This is a genomic window from Enterococcus sp. DIV1368d (assembly GCF_050542975.1).
Lineage (GTDB): Bacteria > Bacillota > Bacilli > Lactobacillales > Enterococcaceae > Enterococcus_D > Enterococcus_D casseliflavus.
On sequence record NZ_CP172939.1, the window covers coordinates 2,973,123 to 2,991,559 of the forward strand.

Sequence of the window (18,437 nt, forward strand, 5' to 3'; positions counted from 1 at the left end):
AAATGAGGAATACAATAGATTTGTTTTTAGGTATACCTAAAAAGATAGGACGTGAAACGATGAACGAAGAAAAAAAATTGATCCAAGCGGCCAACGGTCCTAGCTTGGAAGAAATAAATAATACAGTTGCCATTCCAAAAAACGGCAGCTTTTGGCGCAATCTCTTAGCGTTCTCTGGTCCTGGGGCATTGGTAGCCGTGGGCTATATGGACCCAGGAAACTGGATCACCTCGATCGGAGGCGGTGCTGAATATGGCTATCTCTTACTTTCTGTGATCTTGATTTCCAGTTTGATCGCTATGCTGCTGCAATACATGGCAGCCAAGCTAGGGATCGTGACCCAGATGGACCTTGCGCAAGCAACTCGTAAACACACCAGCAAAGGCTTAGGCTTTGTCTTGTGGATCGTCACCGAATTGGCTATCATGGCAACGGATATCGCGGAAGTGATCGGAGGAGCGATCGCTCTCAATCTACTATTTGGCTTACCTTTATTAGTTGGGGTCATCTTAACGATTTTCGATGTACTCCTTCTGCTCTTTTTAATGAAATTGGGTTTCCGAAAAATCGAAGCGATCGTCATGACACTGATTTTGGTCATTATGCTGGTCTTTTGTTACGAAGTCATTATTGCTCAACCAAATTTGCCTGCTGTCTTGCAAGGCTTTATTCCCCAAAAGCAAGTCTTGAACCATGGGCAGCTGACAATGGCGTTGGGGATCGTTGGTGCGACTGTGATGCCGCATAATCTCTATCTGCATTCTTCGATCTCCCAGTCACGAAAAATCGATCGTAGCAATACCCAAGAAGTGGCAACGGCCGTGCGGTTCGCTACTTGGGATTCCAATATCCAATTATCCGCTGCGTTTTTGGTCAATTGCCTGCTTTTGATCTTAGGAAGTGCCTTGTTCTTTGGTCATAGTGAAGAAGTCGGCACCTTCTCCGCGCTGTTCGATGCATTGCAAGATTCCTCCATTGCTGGTGCTGTCGCCAGTCCAGTTTTGAGCGTTCTGTTTGCCGTGGCGCTCTTGGCATCTGGTCAAAATTCAACGATCACTGGGACACTGACAGGGCAAGTCGTGATGGAAGGATTTATCCATATGAAGATCCCTACTTGGGCGCGACGTCTGATCACCCGTGGCTTATCGGTGATCCCCGTCTTGCTTTGTACGATTTACTTTGGCGGCAACGAACAAGCCTTGGACGATCTGCTGATTTATTCGCAAGTCTTTTTAAGCATCGCCTTACCCGTTTCGATGATTCCGTTGGTTCTTTTTACCAGCTCAAAAAAAATCATGGGGGAACGCTTCAAGAATCCGCTATGGGTCTCTACCTTAGGCTGGATCTGTGCCATTGCACTGACGGTCTTGAATGTCCGCTTGATCATCGAAACACTCGGCAACTTCTAATAGAAAAAAAGCTTACGAGGTTAGCTCGTAAGCTTTTTTTGGTTAATTCGTTTCTAAATCATGTAAAAACAGACCGCTCAACAGTTTTGGTTCAAACCAAGTTGATTTTGGCGGCATAATTTCTCCCGCATCGGCGACTGCCAAAAGATCGGTCATTTGCGTTGGATACATGGAAAAGGCCAATGTCCATTCTCCGCTATCTACCAAACGTTCCAATTCTTCTGGACCACGAATTCCGCCGACAAAATCAATGCGTTTGTCTGTCCGCACATCTTGGATCGCGAAAATATCAGCCAGCACGTATTGTTGTAAAAGCGACACATCCAGCTGTCCTACCGCATCTTGCGGCACAGCTTCCGGTTTGATGGTCAACTCCCACCACGCATGGTTTAGGTACAGATGAATCGAACCACGTTGCGCTGGTTTCTTCCTTGTAGTTTCTCGAATCGTAAAATGCTGGGCTGCCTGCTCAAAAAAGGTTTCTGGCACTGGTACCCGCAAAACCCGATTGTATTCCCAAATCGCTAATTCATTTTCTGGGAATAAAATCGCTAAAAAGCGGTCGCTTTCTTGACTGCTTTGGCCATCGGCTCGCTTTTGCAAGCCGACTTTGACTGCTGACTCTGTGCGGTGATGCCCATCCGCAATATAAAGGGCATCTACAGCTTGAAACTGCTGGGCAAAAGAGGCGACTAGCGCTGGATCATCGATCAGCCAAACACGATGTTGCACCTCATGATAGCTGACAAAATCATAGATTGGCGCATGCTCTGCTTGCCACGCATCGATCGCTTCTTTGACTGCTGCTGGTTGGCGATAACTCAAGAAAATCGGACTTGTATTGGCATCACATGCCAGAATATGATTGATCCGATCGATTTCTTTTTCTGGACGGGTAAACTCGTGTTTCTTGATTTTCCCAGCGACATAATCATCGATCGAGGTACAGGCGACAAGCCCCGTTTGGCTTCTACCAGCCATCGTCAATTCATACAAATAATATGCGGGCGCCGTTTCTTGAATCAACCAGCCTTCTTCTTGAAAAGATGCAAGATTTTCCGCCGCTTTTTGATACACCTGTGGATCATAAGGATCGATTCCTGGCAAGTCGATCTCCGAACGGTCGATGTGGAAATAGCTGTAAGGATTGCCTTGCGCAAACGCTGCGGCTTCTTGTGAATTGACCACGTCATACGGTAGCTCGGCCACTTTTTCTGCCAATGAGGCGTCTGGACGAATGGCTTTAAACGGAAATACTTGAACCATTAATACCCAACCTCCTGATTCTTGATGACCCGTACACGAACGATGTTTTCGTTCTCCCGCAGTTTATCGGCTAATTGATTCAATAAGGCTTCATCTTCAGAAGCGACATCGGCTAGGGTGTAAGCAAAGTCTTCCCGTCCACGATTCAGCATATTGTCGATATTGATCCCAGATTCCGCAATGATCGATGAAATCTGACCTAACATATTCGGTACATTGCGATTGATGATCGTCAGACGATAAGGCGAATGAAAAGCCATCTCAACAGTTGGAAAATTTACTGAGCGCTTGATGGTTCCAAATTCCAAGAATTTTTTCAATGTTCGGGCTGCCATTTTGGCACAGTTGACTTCGGCTTCTTCTGTTGATGCACCTAAATGCGGCAAGACGAGGACTTTTTCATTATGCAGCAATTGTTCATCCGCAAAATCAGTCGTATAGCCCGCTAAACGGTCGGCTTTTAACGCACGTAAAACAGCATCTGTATCGACGATTTCTTTACGAGAAAAGTTGAATAGCTTCGTTGTTGGTTTCATTTTCGCAAGTTCGGCTTCCCCGACGAGATGATGCGTGTTTTCCATTAGCGGCACATGAACCGTGATAAAATCACAGGTTGAAAAGACTTCCGCAATATCATTGGCACGCTTGACCCGACGAGAGATCGTCCAAGCAGTATCCACTGACACGTAAGGATCATAACCGACTACTTCCATCCCTAGACGATAAGCATCGTTGGCGACCATCGCTCCAATAGAACCAAGGCCGATGATTCCTAACTTTTTGCCTTCTAACTCTGTTCCAGCAAATTGACTTTTTTGCGCTTCTGCTTGTTCTTCCACATTATCACCGCTCAAGGTTTGCACCCATTGGGCACCTCGTAAAATCGGACGGACACTTAAGAGCAGACTAGCGATCACTAATTCTTTGACCGCATTGGCATTGGCGCCTGGCGTATTAAAGACGACGATCCCTTTTTCAGTACATGCTTTGACGGGAATGTTGTTGGTCCCAGCCCCTGCACGGGCAATACCTAAGACACTTTCAGGAAAAGCGTAATCGTGCAATTTCTGGCTGCGCAGCAAAATCCCTTGCGGTTGGTCGCTTTCGTTGATGGCATACTTTTCTTTTTCTAAACGCTGTAATCCTTCTGGTGCGATCGCATTGAATGTTTTAATTTGGAACATTTATTTGACCTCCGCTTCAAATGATTTCATAAAGTCGACTAACGCTTGAACGCCAGCTAATGGAAAGGCATTGTACAAGCTTGCTCGCATTCCTCCAACGGAACGATGCCCTTTCAAGTTCTCAAAGCCAGCTTTGACAGCTTCTTCATTGAAGCGCTGATCTAATGCTTTATCCCCTGTCACAAAAGGAATATTCGTTAGTGAGCGGCTGTCAACAGCCACAGGACTACTGTAAAGAGCAGAGGCTTCGATCGTTTCGTATAAAAGCGCCGCTTTTTGGCGGTCTTGTTCTAAAATTGCAGGAATGCCGCCTAATTCTTCCAACCATTCAAACACCAATTTAGCAATATAGATAGCATACGTTGGTGGTGTATTGTACAATGAGTCATTTTTAGCCTGTAGACGATAATCCAGCATTGGAGCGAAGACAGCATCATCATTGAGTAAATCTTCTCGGATGATCACTACCGTCAACCCTGCAGGACCAATATTCTTTTGGGCCCCAGCATAAATCACACCAAAGTCTTCTACGCGATAGTCATTGGCTAAAATATTTGAGGACATATCCGCTACGATCGGCACGTCGCCAGCCTGCGGAATCGTTTGAAAGGCCGTCCCTTCAATGGTGTTGTTCGTGGTGATATGCAAATAAGCCGCTTCTTGATCGATCGCATCTTCTGAAATTTCTGGAATATAGGTAAAGTTTTGATCCTCACTAGAGGCAACAACTTCCACCGTCACGTTTCCAAGCGCTTTTGCTGCTTCAATAGCTTTTTTCGACCAAGAACCGGTATTTACGTATAAGGCTTTTTTGTTTTGTGCAAGATTTAATGGGATCATACTGAATTGGAGACTCGCGCCGCCTTGTAAAAACAGTACCTGATAGTTTTCAGGAATCCCCATCAATTTTCGTAGAAGTGCTTCTGCATCTTTAATGATCGCTTCAAACAAGGAGGACCGATGACTCAGCTCCATAACGGACATCCCACTTCCGCGGTAATTCAAAAGTTCGGATTGTGCTTTCTCCAATACGGGACGGGGCAATACGGCAGGACCAGCTGAAAAGTTATAAACTGTCATACAAAAAATCTCTCCTTTATGTTAGATGTGAAAATCATTATAACAGATAGCCGAAAATGAAAAAAGCCTTAAAAGAGAAAATAATTTTGAATTTTCAGAAAAGACTACCAATTTCTTAACGTTCGTCATTTCGGCATTTTTTCAAACAGCCAGCGAGAAATTTCATTGTAAACGATCTCGCGGTTGCGCTCATTCAAAATCTCATGCCGGCCCTGTTCAAGCAAATACATCGTCACGTCAGCATTTTGCTTCAGCTGCTGAGCCAATTGGCGGACGCTTTTGCCATAGTGCCCCACAGGATCATCTGCACCTGAAATCAAGAGCAGCGGCAATTCTGGATCAATCCTGCGCAATTGGTCCGGATCACTGGCAACTTGCGTCAATGTAAAGAGATCCTTGTAAGCCGCTAAAGAAAAATGAAATTGGGTGTAAGGGTCCTTCAAGTAGCGATCCACTTGTTGCGGATCACTGGTCAACCAATCCTTAGCGGACCGATTGGGACGAAAACGCCGGTTGTGCTGGCCAAAAACCAGCTGTTCCATTACGTGATAAGGCCATTGCTGAGCGGCAAACGGGCGCAACAAGTTCGTAACGAGTTTGCCTCCTTGCATCAGCACGGCTTTTTCCATCGTGGTGCCCATGATGATCGCTCCTGACAATGGATGTGGCTGACTAAACAAATAATTCCGCAACACCAGCGACCCCATACTGTGCCCTAAGATAAAGTATGGTCGGTCTGGGTAGCAAGCAGCTGCGTACTGATGGACCACTCCCACATCTGCCACTAAATAGTTGGCGCCCTCTTTTTCACCAAAATGCCCATAGGCCTGTGTTTCCTTCACGGATTGCCCATGCCCTAAGTGATCATGACCGATCACCGCATAGCCTTGCGTAGTCAAACATTCCGCAAACTCGTGGTAACGTTCAATGTGTTCGATCATTCCGTGAACGATTTGCACGACTGCTTTCGGCTGTTCTTCTGGCAGCCACGTTTTGACAAAAAGCTGATCCTTCCCATTTGATGAAGTCAGCTTTTCTTGATTCATCCTCATAGTTCGCACCTCTTTTGCTTTTTCTTTTCCCTTCGCCAAATAAAACGGTCGTTTTCTTTATTATACATGGAATTTTAGGCTATGGCGGTAGGAGTTGGGAATTTTCAAGGATAAAAAAATCCTGCCACATTGTCTAAAGACAAAGTAGCAGGAGTCAAACGATCATCACCCATCGCTTGGATTAAAAAAACTTCCTCATTATTCTTTATTGGAATTTGACGATTTCTAAACGATCAATACTTAGCGTGTCAACCCCAATCTCAGACGAAAGGGTGATTTCCTGCGATCCTTTCGGTAACTTCATGCGGACTTGTAGCGGTTGATAATATTCGGAAGGATAGACATCCACCACGTGACTTGCTTGTTTCGTTTCAATCTTGACCTGAATTGGGTCATTTAAGGAGAGATAATCAGTGGTTTTGACATAGGCAATCACCAGAAATTCATCTGATTCTTCAATCTGCGGGGTAAAGATAATTTTGTCAGTCGTTGATTCAAAGCCTTGGACACCTTTCTTAGAGAGTGCTGCCTCATCTTCGACAAGCGCTAAATCGCCTTCCAACAAAGCACGGCTAGCAGTTAATCGCAGTCGATTCGGCTCAGCTTTTGGCAACGCTTGAACATGCCACTCATCCAAAGGAGCTTCCAGTAGGACTTTATCCTCTTGATCCCAACCAAACTTTTGCAAGCGGATCGAACGGTCCCAGCCCGAATGATCCCACCGAGCAGCGTGATAAATCAACCAGTCTTCAGAACCATCTTTTGATTTGGCAAATCCATTATGACCAGGTCCATAGACAGTGTTTGTCTGTTGGAAAATCGGCTCTGGTTCCTTTTGCCAATTCGCTCTTTCTAGGGGATCATCAGCTACATCTAGGGTCATAAGACCAAGAGCGTAATCATTGTCCCAGCTTCCACTGGCAGAGTATACCAAATTGACTGTTTCGTCTTTGATAATCACTTGAGGGGCTTCATTGATCAATGGTGTTTGCCGCATTTCCCATTCATATTCTGGTTCTGAGATAAGCCGTTTCTCCCCAATCACTTCCGTAGGGGAGACCATTTCCGCTACATAAAGATTTTGCGCAACATTTTCATACCCTTCCCAGCCCGACCAAAGGAAATAGCGTTTGTCATTGATCTCTAAAACTGTTCCATCAATCGCAAATTTATCATCCATCCCTTTGATCTCTTCCAATTGCCACTCACCCATGTAAGGATCTTTTTGATGATTGACTAATGCGTACATACGATGCGTTTCTGAAGGACGATTAGCCGCGAAATACATCACCCAGCGATCATCTAAGTAATGAAGCTCGGGTGCCCAGATACTTTCAAATTCTGCTGGCATTTCCCAGATGACCTTTTTTTCACCAGCAGCAACGTGAGAGAGGTTTTCAGCACGCCAAAGCGTTAAATTATTCCCAGTCGTTTTGGTATAATAAAAGAACGCTTCCGTTTGCAAGATCCAAGGATCTGCCCCATCATTATCGATAATTGAAGTAAAATCGGACACTTCTTCCCCTGGATCAGTTCCAGTGCTACAACCGGTTATCATAAGCGCAGCAATCAAGATACTTACTCCACTGAGCCAAGCTGCTGATTTCCCCATCGGACATCGCCCCTTTCCTTACCAATCATTTTATTCTATCTGTGGTGGATGAAACTGCTCATTGATCTCTTTAATCGCTGCCAAATCAACTTTTGGTTGGCGGTCATAGGTCAGCAATCCATTGATTTCTTGTTCAACATCTGTCAACTGAGTGTAGCAATAGCCCCAGAGTCCGACAGAATCATAAACAGCTGTCATGATTCGCTGATAATCCTTCAAGAAATCTTGTTGATTTTCCACTGAGGTATAGCCCCAACCGGGTTGCCCCGAAACATCGAAGCCAATACCGCCAAACTCGGTCAATAAAATAGGCTGATCCTGATAAGAAAATCCTCCAGCGAAAATCGGCCATGGGGTCGATACTCGATTCACCAATTTTTCTCTCGTGCTGAGACTGTCTTTGAAGTATAGATATTTTTGCCGCTCAGATTCTTGCCCATGCGCATAATTATGAATCGCACAAATATCTGTCTCCGTCATCGCCCAACCATCATTTGAAATAACCAACCGTTGCTGGTCTAGCGAATGGATAAAGTGATACATCGCTTGAGAAAAATGCTGTTGCTGACGATCAAATGAGATTTTTGGCACACCCCAGCTCTCATTGATTGGTACCCAAGTAACGATCGAAGGGTGACTATAGTCCCGAGTGATGATCTCTGCCCACTCTTGCATCAAACGCATCACAGAACGATCGGTATAGATTGCCGGCGCCGCACACTCTCCCCAAACAAGAAATCCTAATTTATCTGCCCAGTATAAAAAGCGTGGGTCTTCTGTTTTTTGGTGTTTTCGGCAACCATTAAATCCCATTTCTTTGGCCAATAAGATGTCTTGCTTAAAGTCCTCATCTGTTGGTGCAGTTAACAAGCCGCTCGGCCAATAGCCTTGATCGAGAACCAACTTCTGGTAGTAAGGCTTGTTATTTAAGTAAATCATACCGTTTTCTGTATGTATTTTACGCATACCAAAATAACTTTTTAGCTGATCGATGGCATTCCCTGCTTCTCTAAGCGTCAATTCAACATCAAATAATTGCGGCTTTTCAGGTGTCCAAGACCAGCCTTCGTGGTGAAAATTCGTCCGAAAAATTTCTTGCTGGAAAATATCAACTGCAAAACTCAACTTAGAAGTGATAAAGTCTGCCTTTCCGCTGGTAACTAAAACATCTTTAAAATAGATTTGATATTCTAAGACTACTTGCGGCTGCAACTGGTTCAGTTCTACATCGATCTTCACGGCGCCAGCATCAAAATCACTCGTAAATTTCACCTGTTGCAGATGGGTTTCAGCAACTACTTCAAGCCAGACTGGCTGCCAGATCCCTGTTGAGTTTGTGTACCAGATTCCTGCTGATTCTTCTTCCCAAAATTGTTTCCCCCGTGGAATGCTTTCATCAAAATGCGGGTCAAATGCTCGCACACTTAGCATTTGCTCTTGTCCAGATACTAGAGCATCCGTAATGTCTATATCAAACGAGGTATGCCCTCCGCAATGATTTTTCACATGATTTCCATTGATAAACACATCTGCTTCATAGTCCACCGCCCCAAAATGCAAAAGGACACGACTTTTTTCAGGGACTTGCACATCGAAGGTCCGATAATACCATACAACGTCGTGCACTTCTCGATGATCAATGCCGCTCAATGCACTTTGATAGACAAAGGGAACATTGATCTTGTACGGATAGTTTGCTTCGTTTGTGTACCACTTTTCTTTTAAACCAAGATTTTGGTCATCAAAGGCAAATTGCCATTCACCATTTAAACTTAACCAATTTTCTCTCTCAAATTGCGGTCTCGGGTATTCTTCTCTACTCATATTTCCTCCAAAAACAAATTATTTTATGCCACTTTGCAACGACATTGACGCCATAAAGCTTTTTTGCGCCACCAAATACAATAAAAAGGTAGGGATCAAGGCTAAGATTGCTCCAGCAGTTCCAATTCCCGGATAGGTCATGTATTGCCCTTGTAGCAATTGCAGCCCCGGTGTAATTGGCAATTTATCAATATCGTTTATCACGATCGATGGCCACAAGAAGTCATTCCATGAGCCAGTAAAACTAAATAACGCAACCACCGTCAATACAGGTTTGATCAACGGTAAAATGATATGATAAAAGATTTGAAACTCGTTGGCCCCATCGATCACAGCCGATTCATCCAATTCTTTAGGAATCCCTAAAATGAACTGCCGAACGAGAAAAATGTTATAAACACCTGCTGCTCCAGGAACGATGACTGCCAGAAATGTATTGGTCCAACCTAACGTATCAACGATTTTAAAATTCGGGATCAAATTGACCACCCCGGGAAACATCATCGTTCCTAACAATAAGGCAAAAATCAAATCTCTCCCCTTAAAGGTGAGTCGTGTATAGCCATAAGCCGCAAACGAGACGATCACCATAACTAACAGCGTATGTGAAGTTGAAATAATCATTGAATTCACAAACCAGCGGAACACAGGAGAAGAATCATTGCCTTGTAACAAGCCCAAAAAGTTAGCCAGCGTCCAATCTTGCGGAATCAAACTGAACCCAACCTTTTGAATCTCTGCCTCCGATTTAAACGAGGTAAAAATTGCCCATATCAAAGGAAAGATCCAAATCACACAGACGATCGCTAGCAAAATAAAGGCAATTCTTTTCCCTAGTTTGTTTTCTCGCATCTTCATCCCTCCTATCTTTCCATTTTTTTGATGACCATAAATTGCACAATCGAAACTGCCATGATTACAAAACCTAGTAGAATGGCCATCGCTGAAGAAATTCCTGCAACCGAGGTACTACTACCAAAGGCATTTTCTTGGATGTACATCATCAACACGCGAGTAGAATTGTTGGGTCCGCCTCCCGTCAGCATTAGTGGCTGACCATAAATATTAAACTGAGCGATGGTCGTCATGACCGTGGTAAAAACAAGCTGGTTGCGAATACTCGGCAAAGAAATACGAAAAAATTTCGTGATACTATTCGCACCATCTAATTCTGCTGCTTCTAACTGCTCTTTGGAGACGCCATTTAATGCAGCAACATAAATAATTAGATTCCCACCTAATGTCCACCAAATCGTCACGATCAAAATAGCGATCCATGCCCATGGTTGCGTGCCTACAAAATTGATGTCGATACCGAATACTTCTTTGATCGGTCCAAAAGATTTGCTCAAAAGGAACCCCCAAATAATCATGACGGCAGAGATTGCAAATAATGTTGGCAGGTAGAGAATCGATTGAAAAAAACGCATCATTTTTGGTTTAGCAGATAATGCAACCGCTAGCAACAAGGGAATTACAATACATAACGGAACGGAGATTGCCGCAAAAAACAGCGTATTTTTCATTCCATTAAAAAATTGCGTATGATACAACGAGTCTTGATCAAACAAAATCGTTTTAAAATTATCAAACCCGACAAAAATTGGTGTACTGAACAGATCCCATTCAGTAAAAGAAACATAGATCCCAATCACTGCAGGAACTAAAAAGAATAAAAGAAAAAGGAGCATATGCGGACCAATAAAAACGATTGGCCAGCCATTTAACCTTTTTTTCATCAATACCCATCCTTCCTTGTATTTCTAGTGCAGCTATCAACAAGAAACGACTGTGACAGCCCTTTAAGCCTCCCCATCAGAATTCCTACCCTATCAAAAAATGGACGGAATTCTTTTTATGGTCGCTCTTCCTTCTGCCACAGCCTCCACGTGAGAAGATTATTTCATCTTTTCTTCTACAACTTTTTGGATCTCACCAAAAGTCGTTTGAATATCTGCTTTTCCTGTGATCATGTCCCATGAGCGATTATCATATTCACCAAAGATATACGATAAGCCATCAACTGCGTTAACAGAAATTGCCGCTTGTCCTTTTTCTGTCTTCAATAAGAAGGATTGTGGCATCTCAACATATTCTTCATTGTCTAGCATAGCTAAGGAAGTAGGATTTGCACCTGATTTGACCCACTCTAATTGGTTTGCTTGTAACCAAGTCAGAAAGTCGACCATGCCACTTTTCTTTTCATCGGAACGTTCCTCGTTCGTTTTGAACATTGCAAACTGATCGACGCCTGAACCTTGAATGATATGTTCCGCATCCCATTGAGGAGTAAATGTTTGACCCCAAGTGAAGTCACTGATTTCTTCCATATTACTTAGCATCCATGTTCCTTCTGGAAGAAAAATCAGCTGCTGGTTTGCAAAAAGTTTATTTGCATCTTCACCATCTGGGACCATGTAGCCGGCATCATATAAATCCTTAAACTCTTGAACGGCATTGTAAGAAAACTCATTATCGATATTGATGTTTCCTTGTGCATCTTGCCATTCCCCACCCATTTGTTGGTAGAGATTCGAATAATTCTGCATGCCCCATGTATAGCCAAAACTATAGATACCATCTGCTTTTGCTTTTTCCCCAGCTTGTCTGATTTCTTCATACGTCACTACGCCATCATCCAACGCTCCTGGAACATATTTATCCACCAAATCTTGGTTGTAATACATCACCCACGAACCCATGGTTGCCGGAATCCCATATTGACTATCATCCACTACACCAGTGTCCCAAGCAGCTTCTACGTAGTTTTCCCGTGCCAATTCTGTTCCATCGATCATGTCATCCCAAGTTTCAAGCATGTCTTGGTGTTTATACGTAGGCAAAGCTTCTGAGGCGATCAAAGCCAAATCAGGGACACCTTTCCCCGATTTCCCCGCAGTCGTCAACTTTGAAGTAAAGGTGTCACCTTGCATGCTTACTAGCTTCACTTTAAAGTCTGGGTCTGTTTCATTGTATTGATCAATCGTTTTTTTGATTTTTTCACCGTCCGGTCCTGTTGTCGAAGACCAAAGCAAAATTTCTGAATTATTACTTGAGCTACCACTTCCGCCACAAGCAGCTAACAACACTGTACATAATAAGCTTGTCCCTACTAAAACAATTGATTTACTTACTTTCATTTTTTACACTCCTTTTAATTTAACTAAAAAGTAAAATGATATCCAGTTATCAATAAACATAATCGTTAGACTATCGTCGAATAATGTTTACACCGTAAAGTTACTATAAATATAAAGCGCTGTCAACATTATTTTAACAAGGGATAGCTAAAAAAACATCATTTTACTATTTGGTAAATTCACAAGGTTATGTTATAATAAAACCATCTTTTCATTAAACATTTTAGTATAACGAGGTGATCGCTATGGAATTGGATCTAACAAACGCATCTTTACCGATCTACGAAGCACTGGCAAATGAAACTCGCTTAGCGATTTTAAGAGAATTAGGCGATAAGAAGAAAAGCATCAGTGAAATTGGACAAAAATTAGCAATCAGCAATGCTTTGATGACCAAACATATCCGTAAACTCGAAGAAGCTCAGTTGATCAAAACAGAAAAAGGATCGGGGCAAGACTGGAAGAAAAAATATTTATCTCTAAAAACTGATTTCATCAATATCAATTTCCCAGCAAAAGTGTTTCCAGAAATGAATCTAACCTCCCAATCCGTGAAAATTGGCCACTTCACCGATTTTAAAGCTGAGCCTTCTTGTGGAATGGCGACCAAAGACCGCTTGATTGGCGCCTTAGATGATCCAAAATCTTTTCTGGATCAAGAACGTGTTGATGCAAGTATCATCTGGCTAAATAACGGTTTTTTAGAATACAAAATCCCAAATCCTTTGAAAAATGGTGAAAAAATCGAATTACTAGAAATTAGTATGGAGATCGCTTCAGAGTTCCCAATTTCGAATAACTATTGGCCCAGCGATCTTTCCTTTCACTTAAACAATCACTGCATCGGTAGCTATACCGTACCAGGAAACTTTTCGGATGTCAGAGGTTCTCTGACTCCGCAATGGTGGATCGATGAGTTCAGTCAATATGGATTACTTAAGCATTTACGCATCAATCGCTATGATACTTCCCTCGATGGAGAAAAATTAACAGATCACAACCTGAATGAAATCGACTTAGACCACAGTGATTTTTTCACCTTTAAAATTGCTGCACCTGCAACTGCCGAAAACGCTGGTGGTTTGACCATTTTCGGCGATCGATGGGGAAATTATCCTCAAGATTTATTGTTCAATTTTTACGTATCGGAATGACTGTTGTCGTTTCATTACACAAAAAAAGCACGTAGCGAAGAGAGATCACTCCCTCAGCTAGTGCTTTTTTCTATTCTCTTACGCTGTGGCAAAAATGCGTTCGATCAACTGCATCACTGCTCGGACTTCTTCGTTTTTAACGATAGGTTCGGCACCGTTGCGTACAACGTTGTAAAAATTCTTGTAGAAAGGTTCAAAATCCGCTTCGGCTTTCGGGAAAGGAATCTCTTTGGCTGCCAATTCCGATGGGGGTGCCATCGTTTTCGTCAAGCCAACGCCTGCTTGGACTGGTTTTGGTGCGGCCACATCTTCGCGACCTGTTGCTTGCACCATTTCCCCATTTAGATCCCAATCGGTGATGGTGGCTGTTCCCTCTGTTCCTTTGATGTACCAGCGAGGCAATTGCGTGTAATTGGAGGTTCCAACTTCCACGATTGCTTTGACCCCATTTTCAAAGGTAATCAAAGCGAAGAACCCATCATCGACTTCTTCCCCCAACACAAAGCTAAGATCCGCTTTAACATCTTTCACTGGACTGTCGATCAGCCATAGCATTTGATCCAGCAAGTGAACGCCCCAGTCTAAAAGCATTCCCCCACCTTGTTTTTTCACATGGCGCCAGTCTCCTGGGATGCCGTTTGCCCCTTGGACCCGTGACTCTAATTGGAACAAATCACCGATCTGTCCATTACGGTACAGTTCGCGTACAAGTAGAAAATCAGGATCCCAACGGCGGTTTTGGTGAACCATAAAGGTATTGCCAGTTTCTTGGGCAACCGCCACGATCTCATCTAGTTCCGCAGTATTCAGCGCAACAGGCTTCTCGCAAACAACATGTTTGCCGGCTTTCAACGCAGCGATCGATAACTCTTTGTGCAAGTCATTAGGTGTGGCGATCAACACTGCTTCGATCGTCTCATCGGCTAAGACTTCATCATAGCTTTTAAAGATCTTATGGCCTTTTTCTTGGGAGATCGCTTGACGTTCTTCATTGATATCGTAAGTTCCTACGATGTGGATTCGTTCGTTTTCATTTGGTAAGATATTGTGGACATGGTACGCACCCATGCCGCCATATCCGATTACTGCAAAATTGATTGCACTCATGTCTGACACTCCTCGGTTTTCTTCTTATGCCCACCACATGGATGAAGCTTCTTCACGGATCATAATCGTCTTCAAGTTGCTGATGGCACGAGTCAGTCCTTCATCAATGGACATGATTGGATCTTCATGTTCAATACTCAAGACATAATCATACCCATAAATTCTAAGCGCAGAAATAATATCTGACCAGACTTGTAAGCTGTGGCCGCAACCGACTGAACGGAAGGTCCAAGCTCGGGTTTTGACATTGCTATATGGCTGCATGTCCGTCAAGCCATGCATGTTGATATTGTCTTGGTCCAAATACGTATCTTTGGCATGGAAGTGATGGATCGCATCGGCTTCCCCTAAGATTTTGACCGCTGCCACTGGGTCGATCCCTTGCCACCATAAATGACTTGGATCCAAGTTACAGCCGATGGCTTTACCCGCAGCATCCCGCAGTTTCAACATCGTATAAGGGGTATGTGCCAAAAAGCCGCCATGAAGTTCGATCCCGATTTTAACACCAGCCGCTTCCGCTTCCGTGTTGATGCCTTTCCAATAAGGAATCAGTTTTTGTTCCCATTGATAATTATAATTGTCATCGTATTCCGTTGGCCATGGCAATACTGGCCAGTTGACTTGTGTATCTGTTGCATTTCCGCCTGAAACGCCTGAAAATCCATTCACAACAGGTACATTCATTAAGCTGGCTAATTTGATGGTTTTGCGCAAAAGTTCATCGGCTTCTTGCGCTTCTGCTTTTAATGGAGAGATTGGGTTGTTGTGACAGCTCAAAGCTGAGATTTCCAATCCTTTATCAGCTAATTTCGCTAAGTATTCTTTTCGCTCTGCTTCACTTGCTAGTAAACGGTCAATATCTAAGTGGGCATTGCCTGGAGAACCACCGGTACCGATCTCGACGGTTTGCAGCCCTTTTTTCGCTACTTCATCGATCATTTCTTCAAAGCTAAGTTGATTGAATAACGGGGTAAAAACACCTAATTTCATTTTCTTTCCTCCTCAATTGCTTGAAAATGCCCATATGTTGGGTAACGATTTTCTGTTGGTGCACACCAGCGAGCCGCATTTTGGATCACTTTTTGCACTTTGGGATTGTAATAGCTTGGGAATGTCTCATGACCAGGCTGGAAATAGAAGATCTTGCCATTCCCACGGCGGAATGTACAGCCGCTGCGGAAAACTTCACCACCAGGGAACCAACTGACAAAGATCAATTCGTCCGGCGCTGGAATATCAAAGTGCTCGCCATACATTTCCTCTTGCTCTAGTTCAATCCATTCGCCGACTCCTTCAACGATTGGGTGGCTTGGATTGACATTCCAGATCCGCGCATGCTGATCGTCTACTCGCCATTTTAAATCGCACGACGTTCCCATCAACGTTTTAAAGATTTTCGAAAAGTGGCCAGAATGCAAGACGATCAGTCCCATTCCTTCCCATACACGCTGCTGCACACGAGCAACGATAGCATCATCGACTTCTTCATGCGCCATATGGCCCCACCAAACCAACACATCCGTGTCAGCCAATACTTGCTCCGTCAACCCGTGTTCTGGTTCATCAAGGGTCGCCGTTCGCACTTGGAAATCATCCTCTGCTAAAAACTTGGCAATTTGACCATGGATTCCTTCTGGATACATTTTTTGGACGGTCTCATTCGTTTTTTCATGACGAAACTCGTTCCATACCGTAACATGGATCATTGGTAGACCTCCTCTACGATGTTTTTTAATTGCAGATAATCAATCCCGCTGGCTTCTAAAGGAGCGAATTTTTGAAACGCTTCCTGCTCGACGATCAGCCATGGTAGTTCTAATGCTTTAGCTGCTTCTACATACGACTTGATTGGTAAAATCCCATTGCCGATCTCGGTGCTTTCCTGCGGCTGCTCTTGCATATCTTTGATATGAACCAAGCCGACCTTCGTTTCGCGTTCCTTTAGCCAAGGTAAAACAGCCACGTTTGCAAAGGCTAACCAGTAAAGGTCGGCTTCCAAACGCAGTTGCGGATTGTCTTTGATCAGTTCATCGATCATAGATTCTCCAGCAACTTCAGTAAATTCATGGGCATGGTTGTGGTAGTAGCAAGTCAGCCCTTCGGCTTGCAATTTTTGGGTGATCTGGGTCAGCTCCGCAGCAAAGGCTTGCCATTTTTCCAAAGAATCAAAGCTGGCATACGGAATGACGATCCGTTGATTGCCAATCGTTTTTTCAAAAGCGACGGTTTCTTCAAAACGATCTTGCAATGCTTCAAACGGGATATGGGAAGCCGCGACCGCCAAATCCAACTGCTCCAGCATTTCTTTGATCTGAGCAGCACTGTGTCCATGATAACCGGCAAATTCAACACCATCATAGCCGTTTTGTTTTACTGTTTTCAACGCTTCAAAAAGGTCTGTCTTGCAGTCCTCTTGAATACTCCAAAGCTGTAAAGCGATTTTCGGTTTTGTCATTTATGCTCGCTCCTTTTCTTCCAGCAGTTCTTATAGATAGACTGGCTCACCGGTTTGCGATGATTTGTAGATCGCTTCTAAAATCTCCGTCACGACCATTGCTTCTTCAGGTTTGACCACTGGTTCGGTATCGTTGATGATCGCATGGATCCACGATTGTGCTTCTAAAATTTCTGGCGTTTCCCCGTTTCCTTCATAAAAATCAACGCCGCCTGTTTCAAGTTCGATATTTTTTTCATACAGCAAACTGTGGTCTTCTCCGTTGATGGTCAAACCGTTGTTCATATCCGCACCCGCTTTGCTGCCCATCAGTGTCGTTTTGGCTTCTTTCACATCCAAGCTGTTGAGCGCCCAGCTAGCTTCTAAGAAAATCGTTGCCCCATCTTCCATGACCACAAAACCAAAGGCCGAATCTTCTACTGAGAATTTCTCTGGATCCCAAGGGCCCCAAGCATTTGCGGCATTTTTGGTTTGCGACAACTCATGATACGCTTTTCCGACAACAAATTTTGGTTTGTAATTGTTCATCATCCATAAGGTCAGATCCAATGCGTGGGTACCGATATCGATCAACGGACCGCCGCCTTGCGCTTCTTCATCAAGGAAAACACCCCAAGTTGGCACAGCCCGACGACGGATCGCATGAGCTTTCCCAAAATAAATGTTTCCTAATTGTCCTTCGGCGCACACTTCATGAAGATAACGAGAATCTTTTCTAAAACGGTTTTGGTAGCCGATCGTGAGTTTTTTCCCTGTTCTATTGGCTGCTTCGATCATTGCTTTGGCTTCTGCCGCTGTTTTTGCCATTGGTTTTTCACACATGACATGACAATCCGCTTCTAGTGCGGCAATCGTCAACTCAGCATGTGAGGCGTTTGGTGTACACACATGGATCACATCTAGATCGGCTTGTGCCAACATTTCTTGATAATCGCTGAATACTTGGGCATCTTCGGTCCCAAATGCTGATTTCGCTTCAACTGCACGTTCAACCAGCAGATCACAAAAGGCAACCATTTCTACTTCTTCTACTTGAGACAAGGCAGGCATGTGCTTGCCGTTTGCGATCCCACCGCACCCAATGATTCCAACTTTAACTGTCATATCTTTCCTCCTGAAAACGCTTATTATTTTCTACCCCCTCATTATAG

16 protein-coding genes are annotated in these 18,437 nt (G+C 43.8%); 2 read left to right on the forward strand and 14 right to left on the reverse strand.

The features are described from left to right. The first annotated feature begins 59 nt into the window (after window positions 1-59). Window positions 60-1,409 (forward strand): Nramp family divalent metal transporter, encoded by a 1,350-nt coding sequence (locus IGJ44_RS14010; protein ID WP_074536809.1) that lies wholly within the window; start codon window positions 60-62, stop codon window positions 1,407-1,409. Between the two features lie 42 nt (window positions 1,410-1,451). Here IGJ44_RS14010 and IGJ44_RS14015 read toward each other — a convergent pair whose 3' ends face one another. The 9 genes from IGJ44_RS14015 to IGJ44_RS14055 form a co-directional block, all read right to left on the reverse strand. Then, window positions 1,452-2,675, reverse strand: a complete 1,224-nt coding sequence (locus tag IGJ44_RS14015; RefSeq protein WP_074536779.1) for a DUF1015 domain-containing protein — start codon at window positions 2,673-2,675, stop codon at window positions 1,452-1,454. Next, complete coding sequence (locus tag IGJ44_RS14020) at window positions 2,675-3,859, reverse strand: phosphoglycerate dehydrogenase (protein WP_016609459.1); 1,185 nt, start codon at window positions 3,857-3,859, stop codon at window positions 2,675-2,677. The genes IGJ44_RS14015 and IGJ44_RS14020 overlap by 1 nt, the downstream gene beginning before the upstream one ends. Then, a complete protein-coding gene (gene serC, locus IGJ44_RS14025) occupies window positions 3,860-4,939 on the reverse strand; it encodes a 3-phosphoserine/phosphohydroxythreonine transaminase (RefSeq protein ID WP_010749989.1) in 1,080 nt (359 codons plus the stop codon). A gap of 125 nt (window positions 4,940-5,064) precedes the next feature. Beyond that, a complete protein-coding gene (locus IGJ44_RS14030) occupies window positions 5,065-5,991 on the reverse strand; it encodes an alpha/beta fold hydrolase (RefSeq protein WP_167826896.1) in 927 nt (308 codons plus the stop codon). Between the two features lie 205 nt (window positions 5,992-6,196). After that, a complete protein-coding gene (locus IGJ44_RS14035) occupies window positions 6,197-7,603 on the reverse strand; it encodes a glycoside hydrolase family 43 protein (RefSeq protein WP_167826895.1) in 1,407 nt (468 codons plus the stop codon). Window positions 7,604-7,633: 30 nt separating this feature from the next. Then, entirely contained in the window at window positions 7,634-9,427 is a 1,794-nt protein-coding gene (locus IGJ44_RS14040; protein ID WP_167826894.1) for a glycoside hydrolase family 2 protein, read from the reverse strand. Window positions 9,428-9,445: 18 nt separating this feature from the next. Then, complete coding sequence (locus IGJ44_RS14045; RefSeq protein ID WP_081117855.1) at window positions 9,446-10,279, reverse strand: carbohydrate ABC transporter permease; 834 nt, start codon at window positions 10,277-10,279, stop codon at window positions 9,446-9,448. A gap of 11 nt (window positions 10,280-10,290) precedes the next feature. Further along, entirely contained in the window at window positions 10,291-11,166 is an 876-nt protein-coding gene (locus IGJ44_RS14050) for a carbohydrate ABC transporter permease (RefSeq protein ID WP_016609464.1), read from the reverse strand. Between the two features lie 159 nt (window positions 11,167-11,325). Then, on the reverse strand, window positions 11,326-12,567 hold the full coding sequence (locus IGJ44_RS14055) for an extracellular solute-binding protein (RefSeq protein ID WP_016609466.1): 1,242 nt from the start codon (window positions 12,565-12,567) through the stop codon (window positions 11,326-11,328). Between the two features lie 245 nt (window positions 12,568-12,812). Here IGJ44_RS14055 and IGJ44_RS14060 point away from each other — a divergent pair, with 245 nt between their 5' ends. Continuing rightward, the gene (locus IGJ44_RS14060) at window positions 12,813-13,721 is read left to right on the forward strand and encodes an ArsR/SmtB family transcription factor (protein ID WP_167826893.1); all 909 of its coding nucleotides are present in this window, start codon (window positions 12,813-12,815) and stop codon (window positions 13,719-13,721) included. 78 nt (window positions 13,722-13,799) lie between these two features. Here IGJ44_RS14060 and IGJ44_RS14065 read toward each other — a convergent pair whose 3' ends face one another. The 5 genes from IGJ44_RS14065 to IGJ44_RS14085 are packed head-to-tail and all read right to left on the reverse strand — an operon-like array spanning window position 13,800 to window position 18,390. Further along, the gene (locus IGJ44_RS14065; protein WP_010749991.1) at window positions 13,800-14,828 is read right to left on the reverse strand and encodes a Gfo/Idh/MocA family protein; all 1,029 of its coding nucleotides are present in this window, start codon (window positions 14,826-14,828) and stop codon (window positions 13,800-13,802) included. Window positions 14,829-14,852: 24 nt separating this feature from the next. Continuing rightward, window positions 14,853-15,821: a sugar phosphate isomerase/epimerase family protein gene (locus IGJ44_RS14070; protein WP_005228209.1), complete on the reverse strand. Its 969-nt coding sequence runs from the start codon at window positions 15,819-15,821 to the stop codon at window positions 14,853-14,855. Continuing rightward, window positions 15,818-16,537: a ThuA domain-containing protein gene (locus IGJ44_RS14075; protein WP_167826892.1), complete on the reverse strand. Its 720-nt coding sequence runs from the start codon at window positions 16,535-16,537 to the stop codon at window positions 15,818-15,820. The genes IGJ44_RS14070 and IGJ44_RS14075 overlap by 4 nt, the downstream gene beginning before the upstream one ends. Next, window positions 16,534-17,286 (reverse strand): sugar phosphate isomerase/epimerase family protein, encoded by a 753-nt coding sequence (locus tag IGJ44_RS14080; RefSeq protein WP_086337879.1) that lies wholly within the window; start codon window positions 17,284-17,286, stop codon window positions 16,534-16,536. Before IGJ44_RS14080 ends, IGJ44_RS14075 begins: the two co-directional genes overlap by 4 nt. Window positions 17,287-17,316: 30 nt before the next feature. Further along, window positions 17,317-18,390, reverse strand: coding sequence for a Gfo/Idh/MocA family protein (locus IGJ44_RS14085; protein ID WP_005228203.1), 1,074 nt, complete (start codon window positions 18,388-18,390; stop codon window positions 17,317-17,319). Between the last annotated feature and the right edge of the window lie 47 nt (window positions 18,391-18,437).

Coding starts and splice junctions, on each gene's coding strand:
- IGJ44_RS14010 (WP_074536809.1), top strand. CDS start 60: ATGAACGAAGAAAAAAAATTGATCCAAGCGGCCAACGGTCCTAGCTTG.
- IGJ44_RS14015 (WP_074536779.1), bottom strand. CDS start 2,675: ATGGTTCAAGTATTTCCGTTTAAAGCCATTCGTCCAGACGCCTCATTG.
- IGJ44_RS14020 (WP_016609459.1), bottom strand. CDS start 3,859: ATGTTCCAAATTAAAACATTCAATGCGATCGCACCAGAAGGATTACAG.
- serC (WP_010749989.1), bottom strand. CDS start 4,939: ATGACAGTTTATAACTTTTCAGCTGGTCCTGCCGTATTGCCCCGTCCC.
- IGJ44_RS14030 (WP_167826896.1), bottom strand. CDS start 5,991: ATGAGGATGAATCAAGAAAAGCTGACTTCATCAAATGGGAAGGATCAG.
- IGJ44_RS14035 (WP_167826895.1), bottom strand. CDS start 7,603: ATGGGGAAATCAGCAGCTTGGCTCAGTGGAGTAAGTATCTTGATTGCT.
- IGJ44_RS14040 (WP_167826894.1), bottom strand. CDS start 9,427: ATGAGTAGAGAAGAATACCCGAGACCGCAATTTGAGAGAGAAAATTGG.
- IGJ44_RS14045 (WP_081117855.1), bottom strand. CDS start 10,279: ATGCGAGAAAACAAACTAGGGAAAAGAATTGCCTTTATTTTGCTAGCG.
- IGJ44_RS14050 (WP_016609464.1), bottom strand. CDS start 11,166: ATGAAAAAAAGGTTAAATGGCTGGCCAATCGTTTTTATTGGTCCGCAT.
- IGJ44_RS14055 (WP_016609466.1), bottom strand. CDS start 12,567: ATGAAAGTAAGTAAATCAATTGTTTTAGTAGGGACAAGCTTATTATGT.
- IGJ44_RS14060 (WP_167826893.1), top strand. CDS start 12,813: ATGGAATTGGATCTAACAAACGCATCTTTACCGATCTACGAAGCACTG.
- IGJ44_RS14065 (WP_010749991.1), bottom strand. CDS start 14,828: ATGAGTGCAATCAATTTTGCAGTAATCGGATATGGCGGCATGGGTGCG.
- IGJ44_RS14070 (WP_005228209.1), bottom strand. CDS start 15,821: ATGAAATTAGGTGTTTTTACCCCGTTATTCAATCAACTTAGCTTTGAA.
- IGJ44_RS14075 (WP_167826892.1), bottom strand. CDS start 16,537: ATGATCCATGTTACGGTATGGAACGAGTTTCGTCATGAAAAAACGAAT.
- IGJ44_RS14080 (WP_086337879.1), bottom strand. CDS start 17,286: ATGACAAAACCGAAAATCGCTTTACAGCTTTGGAGTATTCAAGAGGAC.
- IGJ44_RS14085 (WP_005228203.1), bottom strand. CDS start 18,390: ATGACAGTTAAAGTTGGAATCATTGGGTGCGGTGGGATCGCAAACGGC.